We start from the raw sequence: 16680 nt of genomic DNA on the forward strand, positions 1-16680 counted from the left end.
AGCCCCGTTTTCCCTCGTTCGAGGGGAAACGGGGCTTTTCCAGTGCACTGCACTTAGCAGAACTGTACAGTCCTGTACATGACTGACACCTATGGCATGACCGAGGCCCGCGCCAACTTCGGCACGCTGGTGCGCCGGACAGCCCATTCCCACGAACGGATCGCCATCACGGACCACGGGCATGTGGCGGCCATACTGATCAACCCGCAGGATCTGGCAGATCTGGAGGACGCGCTCGCGCTGGCCGAGTACCAGCTGGAGAAGGAGCGCGGAACGCTGAAGCCGGGTATTCCGCACGCCGAAGTCGGCCGGATGCTGGGGCTGCGGTAAGTGACGTACGAGATCATCTGGGAGCCGCGCGCTACGGACGCGGCCCTTCGTTTCCTCAAGGACGACCCGGTCGGGCTGTCCGCCGTATACGAAGCCGTGGACGCGCTCGCGACGCAGCCTTACCCCGACGATTCGCTCGCGTACGGGTCGGCCGATGTGCGACGCCTGCACATCGGCGACTACCGCGTCTTCCATGTGATCGATGACGACGTCATCCGGATCCTCGTCACCCATCTCGGCCGTACGCCCTGACCTACCTCACCCGAGCAGCAGCTTCACCGCCGGGCCGAGCACCGGCAGGTCGCTGATCGCCGCGCCCTCCGTGAGCGGGGCGGTCACCTGCGCGGTGGAGACCGGCTTGAAGTCGGCGATCTGCGTGCCCACCGCGTTGTCCAGGGGATCCACGCCCGTCTTCGCCAGCGGGTTGAGCTTCAGATCCGTGAGCGGGCCGAGCGCGTATCCGACGGAGCCGACCAGAGCCTGGCCCGCCGCCGAGGAGGACTCGGAGAGCCGCTGGCCCGAGTCCGTCGCGGGCGCGGGGGCTTCGGGCTCCGCCGCCTGGGCCGCCGGGCCGCCGAGACCGAGGGCCACTCCCGCCGCGGTGACGGTCAGACCGGCGCGGAGCAGAGTGCGCCGGGGAGAGGGGGAAGCTGCGTGACGTGCCATGGATTTTCCTGCCTGGCCTGATCGATGAGTAATCGGACTGACACGCAGAGTAGTTGAGGTGGGGGCACCGATACCAATAAACCCGCCAAACCGGCCGAACCGACCCGCCCGTCCCGCCCGATCGGTCCCCGGGATCGGTCCCCGGGGGTTCCCTGGGCAGGTACATGCCTCACACTGGTGTCCCGTGAGTTCACCTACTGTTCCGACCCGGGTCGTTCTGCTCGCGGGCCCCTCCGGCTCGGGGAAGTCGTCCCTCGCCGCGCGCACCGGCCTGCCCGTACTGCGCCTCGACGACTTCTACAAAGAGGGCGACGACCCCACGCTGCCGCGGGTGGTGGGGGGTTCGGACATCGACTGGGACTCGGTGCGGTCCTGGGACGCGGACGCCGCGGTCGCGGCGGTCGAGGAGCTGTGCCGTACGGGACGTACCACCGTGCCCGTCTACTCCATCGCGACCAGCTCGCGCGTGGACGCCGAAGCCCTCGACATCCGGCGGGCGCCGCTGTTCCTCGCGGAGGGCATCTTCGCCGCCGATATCGTCGCGCGCTGCCAGGAGCTGGGGGTGCTCGCGGACGCGCTCTGTCTGCGCGGACGTCCGTCGACCACGTTCCGGCGCCGGCTGGTGCGGGATCTGCGCGAGGGGCGGAAGTCGGTGGCGTTCCTGCTGCGGCGCGGCTGGCGGCTGATGCGGTCCGAGCGCGCGATCGTGGGCCGGCAGACGGCGCTGGGCGCGTATCCGTGCGCGAAGTCGGAGGCGCTGGGCCGGATCGAGGCGGCGGCGGCCGGGCGCCGCGTCACGCCGCGCACCACCCGCACCACCCGCACCACCCGTACCGCGAGCGGCGCGGGCCCCGCGAGTACGGCTCGCGCCGAAGCGTCCCCGGCGGCGACCAGCCACCCATAGAAGCCACCCGTAGACGAGCAAGCCCGAAGTCCCGAGCCGACGGCACGCGCGCGGACGCGCGGAAGCGGGATCGCACAAGCCCCCCAGACCTGTGCGATCCCGCTACCTGCCCCGTATTCCCCCGTGATCCCCCGAGGACCCCCGGTCCCCCGGTCTTTCAGGTGCTCCCGGCGTCTCCCCCGAGACGACGGGTCCCGCTTCCCCCGTATATCCCCCGTGCTTCCCCCAACGCCCTTCAGGCGACAAGCTCGCCGAAGGACTCTTCCTCGTCACGGCCGAAGCTGAGGACCTCGTCCTCGCGCAGCCGGCGGAGCGACCGCCAGATGCTCGACTTCACCGTGCCGACACTGATGTCGAGGATCTCCGCGATCTCCGGGTCGGTGCGGCCCTCGTAGTAGCGCAGCACGAGCATCGTGCGCTGGAGCTCCGGCAGGCGGGAGAGCGCCTGCCAGAGCACCGCGCGCAGTTCCGTACCGCGCATCGCGTCGGTGTCGCCCGCCGTCTCCGGCAGCTCCTCCGTCGGGTACTCATTGAGCTTGCGCCTGCGCCAGGCGCTGATGTGCAGATTGGTCATGGTGCGGCGCAGATAGCCGCCGACCGCGGCCTTGTCGCTGATCCTGTCCCACGCCCGGTAGGTCGAGAAGAGGGCGCTCTGCAGCAGATCCTCCGCCTCGAACCGGTCGCCGGTCAGGTGGTAGGCCGTCGCGTACAGGGAGGCGCGACGCTCCTGGACGTACGCGGTGAACGCCGCTTCGGCGTCCGCCCGCCCCGCCAGGACCGTCCGTTCCCCCGGAACCTCCCCGTACGCGGCCGCCTTGGCGCCCCCGTTCCCCCCGTTGCCCCCGCTGCCGCTGCCCGCCCTGTCCGTGCGGTCCGCGTCGACCACCGTCATGTACGACGGCGGGTGCTGACGCCCGGCGCCGCGAACGCACCCCCGCCCGTTCACGGCGCCGGACTTCTCGCTGCTCCTCGTGACGTCATGAAGACGCGTGACCACTGCGCTTGAGGTCATGCCGTGCAGTGCGTTCATCCCGCGCCCCCCGTCGGTGGAGTCTGGTTTCGTTCCGTGTGCCAATGAGCTTGCCGGGGCAGTTTCATGGCCCTGTCCGCCGTCTGTCACAGCCCTGTCACAGGGGACTTCGGGACTTGCGAAACGCACGGGGAAAAGGTGGGAGCGCTCCAACGGTCGAACTCCGGTCCCCCCATGGGACACAATGACCGACGTGCCTTTCCTGTTGCTGATCGAGGACGACGACGCCATCCGCACGGCCCTCGAACTCTCGCTGTCACGCCAGGGCCACCGAGTGGCCACCGCGGCGACGGGAGAGGACGGCCTGAAACTGCTCCGGGAGCAGCGGCCGGATCTGATCGTGCTGGATGTGATGCTGCCCGGGATCGACGGCTTCGAGGTGTGCCGACGTATCAGACGCACCGACCAGCTGCCGATCATCCTGCTGACGGCGCGCAACGACGACATCGATGTCGTGGTCGGGCTGGAGTCCGGGGCCGACGACTATGTGGTGAAGCCTGTCCAGGGGCGGGTGCTGGACGCGAGGATCCGCGCGGTGCTGCGCCGCGGCGAGCGTGAGTCCACGGACTCCGCCACATTCGGCAGTCTGGTGATCGACCGTTCCGCGATGACCGTCACCAAGAACGGGGAAGACCTCCAGCTCACCCCGACCGAGCTGCGGCTGCTCCTTGAGCTGAGCCGCCGGCCGGGCCAGGCGCTGTCCCGGCAGCAGCTGCTGCGGCTGGTCTGGGAGCACGACTACCTCGGTGACTCACGGCTGGTGGACGCGTGTGTGCAGCGGCTGCGCGCGAAGGTGGAGGACGTGCCGTCCTCGCCGACCCTGATCCGTACGGTGCGCGGTGTGGGCTACCGGCTGGACACGCCTTCGTGAGTGCCGTGCCCGGCGGCGACGGGCCGGACGCCGACCCGTCGCGGAACGACCCGTACGGCGCGCACCCCGCGGACGGCATCGACCCGTACCGGAACCCCCGCAGGAGCCCGCGCCGCGGCGTGGCCGGTGAGGCGAGTGCGGGCGCCGCGAAGAGGGCGGTTCTCGCGGGGCTCCGCTGGACCAGTCTGCGGCTGCGGCTCGTGGTCGTCTTCGCGGCCGTCGCGCTGACCGCCGCCGTCTCCGCCTCGGGCATCGCGTACTGGCTCAACCGCGAGGCCGTGCTGACCCGTACCCAGGACTCGGCGCTGGAGGACTTCCGGCAGGAGATGCAGAACCGCGCCGCGGAGCTGCCGCTGCGGCCGAGCCAGTTCGAGCTGAAGAGCGCGGCCGAGCTGATGGCGGGCGAGAGCCCCGGGTACAGCGTCCTGCTCATAGGCACGCGCGACGGCGGCAAGCCGATCGTGGGCGTCTCCGATCCGGACGCCTTCACCATGGACGACGTACCGAAGTCCCTCCAGGACGCGGTGAACGACAAGCAGAAGGTCACATCCGGGAACAAGTACCCGTACCACGTCTTCTGGCAGCGTGTGGAGCGCGGCGGCACGCCCTATCTCGTGGGCGGTACGCGGATCATCGGCGGCGGGCCGACCGGGTATCTGTTCAAGTCGCTCCAGCAGGAACGTACCGATCTCAACTCGCTGGCCTGGTCGCTGGGGATCGCCACGGCGCTCGCGCTCGTCGGCTCCGCCCTGCTGGCGCACGCCGCGGCGACGACCGTGCTCAAGCCCGTGCAGCGGCTGGGCGAGGCGGCGCGGCAGCTCGGCGAGGGCAGGTTCGGCACCCGGCTGCGGGTGTCGGGCGGGGACGAACTGGCCGATCTCTCCCGTACGTTCAACAAGGCGGCGGAGTCGCTGCAGAAGAAGGTCGCGGACATGAGCGCGCGGGAGGAGTCCAGCCGCCGCTTCGTCGCCGACATGTCCCATGAGCTGCGTACTCCGCTGACCGCCCTGACCGCGGTGACGGAGGTGCTGGAGGAAGAGGCCGACAGTCTCGACCCGATGATCGCGCCCGCCGTGACGCTGGTGGTGAGCGAGACCCGCCGGCTCAATGTGCTGGTCGAGAATCTGATGGAGGTCACCCGCTTCGACGCGGGTACGGCCCGGCTCGTCCTGGACGATGTCGATGTCGCCGACCAGGTCACGGCCTGTATCGACGCACGGGCCTGGCTGGACGCGGTCGATCTGGACGCCGAGCGCGGCATCATGGCGCGGCTCGATCCCCGCCGGCTCGATGTGATCATGGCGAATCTGATCGGCAACGCGCTCAAGCACGGTGGCTCGCCGGTGCGGGTGGCGGTGCGCACGGAGGACGACTGGCTGGTCATCGAGGTGCGGGACCACGGCCCCGGTATCCCCGAGGACGTCCTGCCGCATGTCTTCGACCGCTTCTACAAGGCGAGCGCGTCCCGGCCGCGCTCCGAGGGCAGCGGGCTCGGGCTCTCGATCGCGGTGGAGAACGCGCATATCCACGGCGGTGACATCACCGCGGCCAATGTGCCGGACGGCGGCGCCATGTTCGTCCTGCGGCTGCCCCGGGACGGCGCGGAGGCCGCGGGGCGTGACGGCGATCAGGATTCGGCAGAGGAGGGCGACGCCCGGTGACGCGCTGGAGGGTGACGACGGGGAGCGGCACGAGGCGCCCGCGGCGGCCCGGTGCGGCCGCGTCGGGGCGGCTCGCGGGCGTGCTCGTACTCACCGCGCTCGCCGCGGGGTGCGGCATCAGGACCACGTCGGTACCGGTGGACGCCGGACCCGCGCCTTCCCGCAAACCGTGCGAGGTCTCCGGGAAGGACGTCATCACCCAGGCGCGGCCCGGCGTTCCGGTGCGGATCTATCTGGCCTGCTCCTCCGGGCTCGCGTCGGTGGAGCGCGCGGCACAGATCCAGCAGGGCAAGGGGCCCGACGACCGGGTCCGGATCGCCCAGGGGCTGCTCGACGAGTTGCAGGCACAGCCGTCCGCCGACGAGCGGGAGGCGGGGTTCGCCACGGCCGTACGGGGGCCGCTGGTCATCTCGGCCTCACGGGACGGCGACCCCGTCGGCACTCTGCGGCTCAGCCGCCAGCCGGAGGATCTGCCCGCGACGGCGCTGGCGCAGATCGTCTGTACGTTCGCGGAGAGCGAGGCGACGGACGGACAGGTCGTCCTCGGCGGGCCCGGTGACTATCCGCCGCACGTCTACGGCTGCACCCCGGCGACGAAGGCCAAGCCGGACGGACCGGTGCCGACGCTCGGCCCGGTCCCGGCGTCGTCCGGCTCCGCCTCCCCGTCCGGTTCGTAGTTCCGGGGGCCCGGCGGGCCGGACGGGTGATACCCGTCTCATGAACCCCCTCTTCCACGGCCGGCGGAACCGATCCCGCCGGCCGCCGCGTCTTGGGAAACGTGCGTCAAGGTCCGGGCGGCAGTGCCGTCATCCGCTTCCGTATGGCGGGGTTCGTTCTCCTCCTGCTGCATCTGTTGCTGGTGGGATGGGTAACGCTCCGCCCGTTGGACGTCATGTGGGTGAACGCGGCCAATCTGACGCCCTTCGCGGGTATCAAGGCCGATCTGGCGCTGGGGCCCGTCCAGGCCGCCCGGCGCATCGGCGAGGGGCTTCTGCTGCTGGCCCCGCTCGGTGTGCTGCTCCCGATGGTCGACGGCCGGCTCTTCGTCGCCGGGTGGGCCTCCATGGCCCGTACGGTCACGGCCGGCGCGATGATCTCGCTCGGGATCGAACTGCTCCAGACCGGGGTGCCTGGCCGGGTGGTCGATGTGGACTCGCTGCTGCTCAATACGGCCGGGGTGGCGCTGGCGCATCTGGCGGTGGTTCCGGCCGGCCGGGCCAGGCTGCGCCGCGCGCGCCGTTCCCGTACGGTCCCCCGCCGGGTCCCCCGGAGGTCGCACCCGGGCAGCCCGGAGAATGAGACCGACACCGTCGCGCGGGATGAGGCGCTTCAGGGAACGACCCCGACGATTCCCAGGGTCGGCATCGCTCCGTAGAGCGACGCTGGGCCCCCGGCTCCCGGCGCACCATGGAGACATCGGGGAGCACGACGAGAGAGGCTCCCGGACGGTCTCACGAAGGAGCCCATCATGGCTGGTCTGGTCCGCCCTCGACACGGACGGGTGCTCGGTGGAGTGTGCGCGGCGCTGGCCCGGCGCTTCGGTACCTCCACGAACACGATGCGGGTGTTCTTCGTCGTCTCGTGTCTGCTGCCGGGCCCGCAGTTCCTGCTCTATCTGGCGCTGTGGCTGCTGCTGCCGAGCGAGAAGACCGCCACGGCCGCCTGGTAGCCGAGGGGCCGACGGATACCCCGTACGCGCAGCGGTGGGGCGTACACCCAGGTCCGGGTGTACGCCCCACCGCTGTGTGTGCTAGGGCGTGTTGCGAAAGTAGCGCCGTCCGCCCTCAGGGCGGGGCTCGCGGCGTCCGGTGCGTGCGATCGCAAGGCGGAGGATCGTCCTCGTAGCGGAGCTACTTGGACGACTCCGACAACGCGGCGAGCGTGCGTGCCGGGCGTCGCGAGCCAGGCGGGACTTTCGCAACACGCCCTAGCCGCCGAGCGGGATTCCGTTGACGGGGAGCCCCTTGCTCAGGCCGTTCACCGGCAGCCCGCCGACCAGCTGCCCGACGGGACTGGCCGTCTTCACCGCGTCGGCCGCGTACGGCATGGTCTGCTGGACGGTGCCGAGCGCCAGCCCGGTCGCCGCCAGCGCGCTGGGAAGGGGCTGGGGGAGCTGGCCGACAAGGTCGCCCACCGGCAGCGTCTTGGTGACCAGGTCCGTCGGGGCGGCGGCCCCGGGCACGACGGACGCGGCGGAGGCGCTGCCCGCGGCGGTGGCGGCGAAGGCGGCTCCGAGGGCGACGGTGCCGAGCGTCTTGATGGCGGACTGCTTCATCTGGGATTTCGTCCTTGAGGGTGGGGAGGGGGAAGGGATGGGGAAGGGATTCGGGAAACCGAAAGCGGGGGAATGCGAGCGGTTTTCCAACCTAGCCAGCCGCGCGCATGGCCCGCAAACACCCGAAAGCGGCCGGGATTCCGTGTTCCCGGCCGCTTCCCCATTCCGGCGATCACCCCGCCGCCGTCAAGAACTAGCTGGTCACAGCCGTCTGCCTGAACAGCCATTCGGATTTCAGCTCGGCATATCCCGGCTTGATCACGTCATTGATCATGGCCAGTCGTTCATCGAAAGGAATGAATGCTGATTTCATCGCATTGACCGTGAACCACTGCATGTCATCGAGTGTGTAGTCGAAGGCGTCGACCAGCAGCTCGAATTCCCGGCTCATGCTCGTGCCGCTCATCAGTCTGTTGTCGGTGTTCACCGTGGCCCTGAAGTGCAGCTTGCGGAGCAGCCCGATGGGGTGCTCGGCGATCGAGGCGGCGGCGCCCGTCTGGAGGTTGGAGCTGGGGCACAGCTCCAGCGGAACGCGCTTGTCGCGTACGTACGCCGCGAGCCGGCCCAGCTGCACCGAGCCGTCCTCGGCGACCTCGATGTCGTCGATGATGCGCACGCCGTGGCCGAGCCGGTCGGCGCCGCACCACTGGAGCGCCTGCCAGATCGAGGGCAGCCCGAAGGCCTCGCCCGCGTGGATGGTGAAGTGGTTGTTCTCGCGCTTCAGATACTCGAAGGCGTCGAGGTGGCGGGTGGGCGGGAAGCCCGCCTCCGCGCCCGCGATGTCGAAGCCGACGACGCCCGAGTCGCGGTAGCGGTTGGCGAGTTCGGCGATCTCCAGGGCGCGGGCCGCGTGCCGCATGGCGGTCAGCAGGGCGCCGACGCGGATGCGGTGGCCGGCGGCCTGGGCGCGCCGTTCGCCTTCGCGGAAGCCGTCGTTGACGGCCTCCACGACCTCTTCGAGGGTGAGTCCGCGCTCCAGGTGCTGCTCGGGCGCGTACCGCACCTCGGCGTAGACGACGCCGTCCTGCGCCAGGTCCTCCGCGCACTCCGCGGCGACCCGGAAGAGCGCGTCACGGGTCTGCATGACGGCGCAGGTGTGGGCGAAGGTCTCCAGGTAGCGTTCCAGCGAGCCGGAGTCGGCGGCCTCGCGGAACCAGAGACCGAGTTTGTCCGACTCCTGCTCGGGCAGGTTCTCGTAGCCGGTCTCACGGGCGAGATCGATGATCGTGCCGGGACGGAGTCCGCCGTCCAGGTGGTCATGGAGAAGGGCCTTGGGGGCGCGGCGGATCTGGTCGGCACTGGGCGGACGGTAGGTCTGGCTCGTCATCTCCGCACTCTAACGCCTACGCGCGTAGAGCAAGGGGTGTCGATATGTAACAGTGACCGGGCGGACGGGTGGAGTACACCTCTCCTTCTGAGACTGTTCTGCTATGGGACAGCAAGCGGTTCCCGGGCCGGGGGGACGTACGGCAGGCCGGGACGGTTCGGCACGCGGTCGCGCGGAGCCGCGGGCACGGTTGGGGCGGGCGTTCGGCGCATCCGCCGCGGGGACCGCGGTGGGGGGCGTGATCCTGGTGCTTCCCGAGGGCGAGACCGTCTCCGCGCGCCGCCCCTCCCCCGTCGCGTACGCGCGCATGGTGCCGCTGCTGCGCCACCTCGCCAGGGCGGGGGCCGCCGAGGGGCTGGTCGCGCATGTGGTGCACTACGGCGAACGCGGCTGGAACGGCGCGCGGGCACGGCTGGCGGCGGACGCCGAGTGGGCGGCGGACGAGGTCGTACGGCGCTACGGCGATGTGCCGGTGTGTCTGGCGGGACACGGGATGGGCGGCCGGGCCGCGCTGCACGCGGCGGGTCACCGCGCCGTCAACTCCGTGCTGGCGATGGCCCCTTGGCTGCCGGAGGACGACCGGGCCGCCGAACCGGAGCCGGTACGGCAGCTGACGGGGCGCCATGTCCTGATCATGCACGGCACCACCGACGCGCGCACCGACCCCGAACTCTCCTACCGGCTGGCCGAGCGCGCCAAGAAGGTCAACCGGGACACCTGCCGCTTCGAGATCCACTCCGACGGCCACGCGCTGCGCCAGCACCACGATGAAGTCCTGGCGCTGGCCGCGGACTTCGTCCTGGGCGCGCTGCTGCCGCGTACGTACTCCCGGCCGGTCGCGGACGCGCTGGCGGCGCCGCCGCCGCTGGGGCTGCGGATGCCGCTGGCGGCGGGGTTCGGACGGTCGCTGCGGCAGTGAGCCGCGCCGTTTCCTGTCCGGGCCCGACTCCCGTCAGTCCGGGAGCAGTTGACCGCGGCGGGAGAGCAGGAAGCGCTTGAAGGCCGCCACGGGCGGGGTGTCCGGGTGTCCGTCGAGCCAGGCGACGCCGATCTCACGGGCCGCGCGGGGCGCCGTGACGGTCAGCTCGACCACCCCGGGACGGGCCACGGCGGGCGGCGGCAGCAGGGCGACGCCCAGGCCCGCGGCCACCAGTCCGCGCAGCGTCTCCGCTTCCTCGCCCTCGAACGCGACGCGCGGCCGGAAGCCCGCCTCGGCGCACAGATCGTCGGTGATCCGGCGCAGCCCGTACCCCGGTTCGAGGGTGACGAACGTTTCGTCGGCGGCCTCGGCGAGGCGTACGCGCCGGCGTCCGGCCAGCCGGTGGTCGTCGGGCACGACCAGCCGCAGCCGCTGTTCGTCCAGCCTGCGGGCGACCAGATCGGGGGCGTCCGGCACGGGTGAGGTGAGACAGAGGTCCAGCTCGCCCGCGCGCAGCCGCTCCAGCATCGCCTCGCCGTAGTTCTGGACGAGCTGGAACCGTACCCGCGGATGGTCGGCGCGGAAGGCCCTGATGAGCGCGGGTACGGTCTCCGAGCCCATGGTGTGCAGAAAGCCGAAGGCGACCTTGCCGGACGCCGGGTCGGCGTCGGCGCGTACGGACTCGGCGGCCCGCTCGACCTCCGCGAGGGCCCGTTCGACCGAGGTGAGGAACGTACGGCCCGCGGGCGTGAGGGAGACCGTACGGCCCTTGCGGGCGAACAGGGCGACGCCCAGGTCCCGTTCGAGCCTGACCATCGCCCGGGAGAGCGTGGACTGCGGGACGGCCATGTCCTGGGCCGCGCGGGTCACATGCTCGTGGCGTGCCACTCCCGCGAAGTGCGCGAGCCGGGGCGCGAGAACCGCCGACCAGGAGTCGGGGTCCAGGCCGGCCACGGGTGCCGTGTGATCCACGGGACCGGTGTGATCCATGTCGTGTTCGTAACTGCTCCGTGACAGCCGCCGCCGTGAGCTGGGTTCATGCACCATGGGAACGATTATCGCCTTTCCATGCATTGGACGCATGAAGATGCGGTGCCTACCTTCGAAGCATGCCTTCTGTCAGTACCGAGGCACCCGCCACCCCGGGTGCCTCCGCCGCGCCGTCCGTCGCCACCACCGATTCGCTGCTCTCCCCCGGCCGCCCCGGCTACCGCCGGATGAGCTTCGCGCTCTTCGCCGCCGGAGTCGCGACCTTCGCACTCCTCTACTCCACCCAGGCCCTGCTGCCCGCCATCTCCGCCGGACTCGGTGTGACGGCGAGCCAGGCCAGTTGGACGGTCTCGGCCGCGACGGGCGCGCTCGCGCTGTTCGTACTGCCGCTGAGCGCGCTGTCCGAGCGGTTCGGCCGGCGGGCGCTGATGACGGTCTCGCTGGCGGTCGCGGTGATCGTGGGGCTGCTGGTGCCGTTCGCGCCGAACGTGGAGTGGCTGGTGGCGCTGCGCGCCGTGCAGGGCGCGGCGCTGGCCGGTCTGCCCGCCTCGGCGATGGCGTTCCTGGCGGAGGAGGTACGGCCGAAGGCGCTGGTCGCCGCGATCGGCCTGTTCGTCGCGGGCAACAGCGTCGGCGGGATGAGCGGCCGCATCCTCACCGGCTGGGTCGCCCAGTTGTGGGGCTGGCGGGCGGCGCTCGGCGCGGTCGGGCTGCTCGCGGTGGTGTGCGCGGTGGTGTTCCGCGCCCTGCTCCCGAAGGCGCGGAACTTCACGTCGCGGTCGCTGAGTCCGCGCGCGCTGGCGAAGACCGTGGGCGGGCATCTGGCCGATCCGCTGCTGCGCCGGCTGTACGCGATAGGCGCGCTCTTCATGACGGTGTTCGGCGCGGTCTACACCGTGATCGGCTACCGGCTGGTGGAAGCGCCGTTCCATCTCCCGCAGGGCATCATCGGCTCGATCTTCCTGGTCTATCTGGTCGGTACGGTCTCCTCGGCGGCGGCGGGCCGGCTGGTCGAGCGGCTGGGCCGGCGCGGCGCGCTCTATCTGGCGGTGGGCACGACGGCGGCGGGTCTGCTGCTGTCGCTGGCGGACTCGCTGACCGCCGTCCTGCTCGGACTGGTCCTGATCACGGCGGGCTTCTTCGCGGGGCACGCGGTCGCCTCTTCGTCGGTGAGCCGTACGGCGAAGACGGGCCGCGCGCAGGCCTCGGCGCTCTATCAGTCCGCGTACTACCTGGGCAGCAGCGCGGGCGGCACGCTGGGCGCGATCGCGTTCCACGCGGGCGGCTGGGCGGCGGCGGTGGCGCTGGGTCTGCTGGCGGTGCTCGGTGTCGTCTCGATCACGCTGTACGGATCGCACGCGGCGCGCGTGGAGCGGCGACGGTCGCTCGCGGGGACACGGGCCCGGACACTCGCCACCGACTGAGTCGCGCCATTCTGTCCCCTCCGCGCAACTAAGCCCTCGTTTCACCCGTCTAGCCCACAGAACGCGCCTGCCGAGTGGCGCGGCCGAGGGACAGAGGGGGACGGAACGGGATGAGACGCGCGGACATAACCCGTAACGGGGCCGTGGCGGCGGGGGTCGCCGCACTGGTGGTCCCACTGACCGTCGTGCTGGGCGGGGCCACGCCCGCGCAGGCGGCGTCGTGCACCACCAGCACGGGCCCGTACCAGAAGCAGGTCGAGAAGTTCCTGGGCCGGCCGGTGGACGGAAAGCAGTCGGGCACGGACTGCAAGGCCACCCGCGCCTTCCAGTCGAAGCACGGCATCACGCCGACCATCGGCTACGCCGGGCCCATCACCTGGGGCGTGATGGATCTGATGAACAAGCAGAAGGCCGCGGGCAAGACACCCAACAAGGCGGGCAAGTGCCCGACCAACAAGGGCCGTATCGCCTGCGTCGACCTCACACGCCAGCTGAGCTGGATCCAGGACGGCAAGAAGCTGGTGTACGGACCGGTGCCGGTGCGTACCGGGCGGGACGGCTACGAGACCAGGACCGGGCTCAAGAAGGTCTACTGGCGGAACAAGGACCACGTCTCCACGATCTACGACGTGCCCATGCCCTACGCCCAGTTCTTCGACGGCGGACAGGCCTTCCACCAGGCGAACCTGAGCATGTGGAACCCGCCCGGCTCGCACGGCTGCGTGAACATGACCAAGACGGACGCGGCGAAGTACTGGTCGCTGCTGAAGAACGGCGACGATGTCTACGTTTACGGCCGTAAGCCCGGAACCTGAGCGGATTGTCAGTGCGCTGCGGTAGCTTCCGTGAGACCGGTCTCAGCGACCGGTCTCAAGGGGGCGACTGGGGTGACACGATGAGTGATCTCGCAACTGCACAGGACCTGGATTCCCGGCTGGAGAAGCACCGTACGGAGCTGACCGGCTACTGCTACCGGATGCTGGGATCGGCCTTCGAGGCCGAGGACGCCGTACAGGACACGATGGTGCGCGCGTGGAAGAGCTACGAGAAGTTCGAGGGGCGCTCCTCGCTGCGGTCGTGGCTCTACCGCATCGCGACGAACGTATGCCTGGACATGCTCAACGCGGGCAACCGCCGGGCCCGGCCGATGGATCTGTCGGGCCCGACGCCGGTGGCCCAGGCGCAGCTCACCTCGCTTCCGGAGAACGTCTGGCTGGAGCCGGTGCCGGACGGCCGGGTGCTGCCCTCGGTGGCCGACCCGGCCGAGACGGCGGTGTCGCGGGAGACGATCCGGCTGGCGTTCGTGGCCGCGCTCCAGCATCTGCCGCCGAAGCAGCGGGCCGTGCTGATCCTGCGCGAGGTGCTGGCGTGGAAGGCGAGCGAGGTCGCCGAGCTGCTGGAGACGACGGTCGCCTCCGTCAACAGCGCGCTCCAGCGGGCGCGGGCGACGATCGCCGAGTCGGAGCCGGCCGCGACGGATGCGGCGGATCCGCTCGACGAGGAGCAGAAGGTGCTGCTCGAACGGTATGTGGCGGCCTTCGAGGGCTACGACATGGAGGCGCTGACGGCGCTGCTCCATGACGACGCGAAGTTCACCATGCCGCCGTACGACCTGTGGCTCCAGGGCCACGACGACATCACCGGCTTCATGCTCACGATCGGCGCGGGCTGCCGGGGCTCGCGGCTCCTGCCGACGCTGGCCAACGGCACACCGGCCTTCGCGCACTACAAGCCGGCGGAGTCGGGGGACGGCTTCACCCCGTGGGCGCTCCAGGTCATCGAGATCGAGCACGGCAAGATCGCCACGATGCACTGCTTCCTGGACACGGAGCGGTGGTTCCCGCTGTTCGGTCTGCCGGCGGCGCTGGAGAAGGCGTAGGTCCGGTTCTGCCGGGGTCCTGGCGTCCGCCCTCCGGCGCGAGCGGACCGCGTCGGAGGGCCGGGAAGGACGGCGTCAGCCTCGGGCGCCCTCTTCCCTCTTCTCACGCGGGTCGGCCTTCTCACGTGCGTCGGACCACCAACCGTTCTGGCAGGTCCGGCCCTGGGGGTCGGTGGCTCCCTCGGCGTAGTCCCCGAATCCGGTGGTCTCGCCGTTCGGCCCCTGGCCCCAGTTGGTGTAGAAGTAACGACATTTCTGCGCCGCCGCGTTGGGTGCGGCCTGGGCCGTGGGAACGACGGCGAGGGCGGCACCGACCGCACAGACGGCGACCAGCGCGGCACGCGTGAACGCTCGCATGTCGAGCACCTTTCCATCATGGGGCACGCGACCCGCGCCCCGGAATGATCCCCTTCCCGCCGCCGGGCACCGCTCCACGGACCACACCGCGAACCACCTGATCGCTGGATGCGCCGCGTACCTAGGGCCCGTCCGGGGACGTGTCTCGCGCCATGTCCCCGAGACCGACGAGATCCAGCAGCAGCCGCAACTCCCGCCCGGCGTCCCGCAACCGGACCCGGCAGCCGCGTCTGCGGGCGTCGAGCTGGAGCCTGGCGAGCACTTCGACGGCCGCCAGATTCGGCCGGACGAGACCGCCGACCTCACAGATCACCTCGGTCACGACGAACCCGTCCGGCCGCGCGGCCAGTTCCCCGTGCAGCCGCTCGTACAACTCCTCGGAGAACCGGGGCACCTCGGCCGGTGTGAGGTGGCCGGCGATGACGAGAACGATCGGTTTCGTGACATCCACACTGGGGAGACCGGCCCGGCGGCCGGAACTCATCGCAGCGCGCCGGGCACAGCCCGTAGGGCGTGGGGCGGCCGGTCAGCCGAACGGGACCGGCGGCCGTCCACCGATCCCGTTCACCGTACGAGGCGTGCACATCAGCGGCCTCCGGCCGTCGGCGCAGGTCAGGCGATGCGTTCCCGCACCACCGGCGTCGCCTTGAACGCCGTGTCGGGCGCCTCGATGTCGTACGCGCCCGCCAGCGCGTCCAGCGCGTAGTCGAACTTCTCCGGGGTGTCCGTGTGCAGCGTCAGCAGGGGCCGGCCCGCCGTGACCGGGTCGCCCGGCTTGGCGTGGAGTTCGATGCCCGCGCCCGCCTGGACCGGGTCCTCCTTGCGGGCGCGGCCCGCGCCCAGGCGCCAGGCGGCGACGCCCACTCCGTACGCGTCCAGGCGGGTCAGGACGCCCGTGGCGGGGGCCACCACCGTGTGGGTCTCGCGGGCGACCGGGAGCGCCGCGTCCGGGTCGCCGCCCTGCGCGGCGATCATGCGGCGCCAGACGTCCATCGCCGAGCCGTCGGCCAGTGCCTTCGCCGGGTCCGTGTCCTTCAGGCCCGCCGCGTCGAGCATCTCGCGCGCCAGGGCGAGGGTCAGTTCGACGACATCGGCCGGGCCGCCGCCCGCCAGGACCTCGACGGACTCGCGTACTTCGAGGGCGTTGCCCGCGGTGAGGCCGAGCGGGGTGTCCATGTCGGTGAGCAGCGCGACGGTCCGTACGCCGTGGTCGGTGCCCAGGCCCACCATGGTGGAGGCCAGTTCGCGGGCGTCCTCGATCGTCTTCATGAAGGCGCCGGAGCCGACCTTGACGTCCAGGACCAGCGAACCGGTGCCCTCGGCGATCTTCTTGGACATGATCGAGGAGGCGATCAGCGGGATGGCCTCGACGGTGCCGGTCACATCGCGCAGCGCGTACAGCTTCTTGTCGGCCGGGGCCAGTCCGTCGCCCGCCGCGCAGATGACGGCGCCGGTGGTGTCCAGGACGTCCAGCATCTCGGCGTTGGAGAGCAGCGCCCGCCAGCCGGGGATGGACTCCAGCTTGTCGAGCGTGCCGCCGGTGTGGCCGAGGCCCCGGCCGCTGAGCTGCGGTACGGCGGCGCCGCACGCGGCGACCAGCGGAGCCAGCGGCAGCGTGATCTTGTCGCCCACGCCGCCCGTGGAGTGCTTGTCGGCCGTGGGGCGCGACAGCGCGGAGAAGTCCATGCGCTCGCCCGAGGCGATCATGGCCGCGGTCCAGCGCGCGATCTCCGTACGGTTCATGCCGTTGAGCAGGATCGCCATCGCCAGCGCCGACATCTGTTCGTCGGCGACCTCGCCGCGCGTGTAGGCGTCGATCACCCAGTCGATCTGCTCCGGGCTCAGCTCGCCCCGGTCCCGCTTGGTGCGGATGACGGAGATGACGTCCATGGTGATCCTTTCGATGACTGCCGTACGTGGGCGAGAGTATCCCGGAGGTCTCTACGCGCATAGATCCGAGGGGGCCGGGGAGGTGGTACGGCCCCCTCCACCGCCGGGTCGGTCGCGGCGGCGGAGGGGCCGGTTCAGGAAGGGGCGTACGCCCCGA

Annotated in this window: 20 protein-coding genes; 12 read left to right on the forward strand and 8 right to left on the reverse strand. The window is 71.0% G+C overall.

From position 1 onward, the window contains the following. The first annotated feature begins 78 nt into the window (after positions 1-78). Both M1203_RS04540 and M1203_RS04545 read left to right on the forward strand, forming a co-directional pair. Positions 79-330 (forward strand): type II toxin-antitoxin system Phd/YefM family antitoxin, encoded by a 252-nt coding sequence (locus M1203_RS04540; RefSeq protein WP_249948180.1) that lies wholly within the window; start codon positions 79-81, stop codon positions 328-330. Beyond that, a complete protein-coding gene (locus M1203_RS04545; RefSeq protein WP_249948181.1) occupies positions 331-582 on the forward strand; it encodes a type II toxin-antitoxin system RelE/ParE family toxin in 252 nt (83 codons plus the stop codon). Between the two features lie 6 nt (positions 583-588). Here the strand turns inward: M1203_RS04545 and M1203_RS04550 are convergent, their stop codons facing one another. Then, a complete protein-coding gene (locus tag M1203_RS04550) occupies positions 589-996 on the reverse strand; it encodes a hypothetical protein (protein WP_249948182.1) in 408 nt (135 codons plus the stop codon). Positions 997-1180: 184 nt separating this feature from the next. On the opposite strand from M1203_RS04550, the gene M1203_RS04555 reads away from it, so the two are divergent. After that, positions 1181-1900, forward strand: a complete 720-nt coding sequence (locus tag M1203_RS04555) for a hypothetical protein (protein ID WP_249948183.1) — start codon at positions 1181-1183, stop codon at positions 1898-1900. A 235-nt stretch (positions 1901-2135) separates the two neighbouring features. Here M1203_RS04555 and M1203_RS04560 read toward each other — a convergent pair whose 3' ends face one another. Further along, the gene (locus M1203_RS04560; RefSeq protein WP_249948184.1) at positions 2136-2930 is read right to left on the reverse strand and encodes a SigE family RNA polymerase sigma factor; all 795 of its coding nucleotides are present in this window, start codon (positions 2928-2930) and stop codon (positions 2136-2138) included. A gap of 193 nt (positions 2931-3123) precedes the next feature. On the opposite strand from M1203_RS04560, the gene afsQ1 reads away from it, so the two are divergent. The 5 genes from afsQ1 (at position 3124) to M1203_RS04585 (ending at position 7131) form a co-directional block, all read left to right on the forward strand. Beyond that, positions 3124-3801 carry a two-component system response regulator AfsQ1 gene (afsQ1, locus tag M1203_RS04565; RefSeq protein ID WP_249948185.1) on the forward strand — a complete coding sequence of 226 codons (678 nt, stop codon included), beginning with the start codon at positions 3124-3126 and terminating at the stop codon, positions 3799-3801. Then, a complete protein-coding gene (locus M1203_RS04570; RefSeq protein ID WP_374401861.1) occupies positions 3699-5462 on the forward strand; it encodes an ATP-binding protein in 1764 nt (587 codons plus the stop codon). Before afsQ1 ends, M1203_RS04570 begins: the two co-directional genes overlap by 103 nt. Then, positions 5459-6139 carry a hypothetical protein gene (locus M1203_RS04575; protein ID WP_249948186.1) on the forward strand — a complete coding sequence of 227 codons (681 nt, stop codon included), beginning with the start codon at positions 5459-5461 and terminating at the stop codon, positions 6137-6139. Before M1203_RS04570 ends, M1203_RS04575 begins: the two co-directional genes overlap by 4 nt. A 143-nt stretch (positions 6140-6282) precedes the next feature. Further along, entirely contained in the window at positions 6283-6837 is a 555-nt protein-coding gene (locus M1203_RS04580; protein ID WP_249948187.1) for a VanZ family protein, read from the forward strand. A 93-nt stretch (positions 6838-6930) separates the two neighbouring features. After that, positions 6931-7131: a PspC domain-containing protein gene (locus M1203_RS04585; RefSeq protein WP_249948188.1), complete on the forward strand. Its 201-nt coding sequence runs from the start codon at positions 6931-6933 to the stop codon at positions 7129-7131. A gap of 258 nt (positions 7132-7389) precedes the next feature. On the opposite strand, the gene M1203_RS04590 is transcribed toward M1203_RS04585, so the two are convergent. Both M1203_RS04590 and M1203_RS04595 read right to left on the reverse strand, forming a co-directional pair. After that, positions 7390-7737 (reverse strand): ATP-binding protein, encoded by a 348-nt coding sequence (locus M1203_RS04590; protein ID WP_249948189.1) that lies wholly within the window; start codon positions 7735-7737, stop codon positions 7390-7392. Between the two features lie 193 nt (positions 7738-7930). Next, the gene (locus M1203_RS04595) at positions 7931-9064 is read right to left on the reverse strand and encodes an adenosine deaminase (protein WP_249948190.1); all 1134 of its coding nucleotides are present in this window, start codon (positions 9062-9064) and stop codon (positions 7931-7933) included. 238 nt (positions 9065-9302) lie between these two features. On the opposite strand from M1203_RS04595, the gene M1203_RS04600 reads away from it, so the two are divergent. Next, positions 9303-9983, forward strand: a complete 681-nt coding sequence (locus tag M1203_RS04600) for an alpha/beta hydrolase (protein ID WP_249948191.1) — start codon at positions 9303-9305, stop codon at positions 9981-9983. 33 nt (positions 9984-10016) lie between these two features. Here M1203_RS04600 and M1203_RS04605 read toward each other — a convergent pair whose 3' ends face one another. Beyond that, positions 10017-11030: a LysR family transcriptional regulator gene (locus M1203_RS04605; RefSeq protein WP_249948192.1), complete on the reverse strand. Its 1014-nt coding sequence runs from the start codon at positions 11028-11030 to the stop codon at positions 10017-10019. Positions 11031-11092: 62 nt separating this feature from the next. On the opposite strand from M1203_RS04605, the gene M1203_RS04610 reads away from it, so the two are divergent. From M1203_RS04610 to M1203_RS04620, 3 genes are all read left to right on the forward strand, one after another. Continuing rightward, positions 11093-12397, forward strand: a complete 1305-nt coding sequence (locus tag M1203_RS04610) for an MFS transporter (protein ID WP_249948193.1) — start codon at positions 11093-11095, stop codon at positions 12395-12397. 110 nt (positions 12398-12507) lie between these two features. Further along, positions 12508-13212 (forward strand): L,D-transpeptidase, encoded by a 705-nt coding sequence (locus M1203_RS04615; RefSeq protein ID WP_249948194.1) that lies wholly within the window; start codon positions 12508-12510, stop codon positions 13210-13212. A gap of 80 nt (positions 13213-13292) precedes the next feature. Beyond that, complete coding sequence (locus M1203_RS04620; protein WP_249948195.1) at positions 13293-14276, forward strand: sigma-70 family RNA polymerase sigma factor; 984 nt, start codon at positions 13293-13295, stop codon at positions 14274-14276. Positions 14277-14351: 75 nt separating this feature from the next. Here the strand turns inward: M1203_RS04620 and M1203_RS04625 are convergent, their stop codons facing one another. From M1203_RS04625 to M1203_RS04635, 3 genes are all read right to left on the reverse strand, one after another. Then, positions 14352-14633: a hypothetical protein gene (locus M1203_RS04625; protein ID WP_249948196.1), complete on the reverse strand. Its 282-nt coding sequence runs from the start codon at positions 14631-14633 to the stop codon at positions 14352-14354. 121 nt (positions 14634-14754) lie between these two features. Then, positions 14755-15117, reverse strand: a complete 363-nt coding sequence (locus M1203_RS04630; protein WP_249948197.1) for an STAS domain-containing protein — start codon at positions 15115-15117, stop codon at positions 14755-14757. 128 nt (positions 15118-15245) lie between these two features. Then, complete coding sequence (locus M1203_RS04635) at positions 15246-16523, reverse strand: thymidine phosphorylase (RefSeq protein ID WP_249948198.1); 1278 nt, start codon at positions 16521-16523, stop codon at positions 15246-15248. Positions 16524-16680: the final 157 nt, after the last annotated feature.

This window comes from Streptomyces sp. 35G-GA-8, from assembly GCF_023534745.1.
GTDB lineage: Bacteria > Actinomycetota > Actinomycetes > Streptomycetales > Streptomycetaceae > Streptomyces.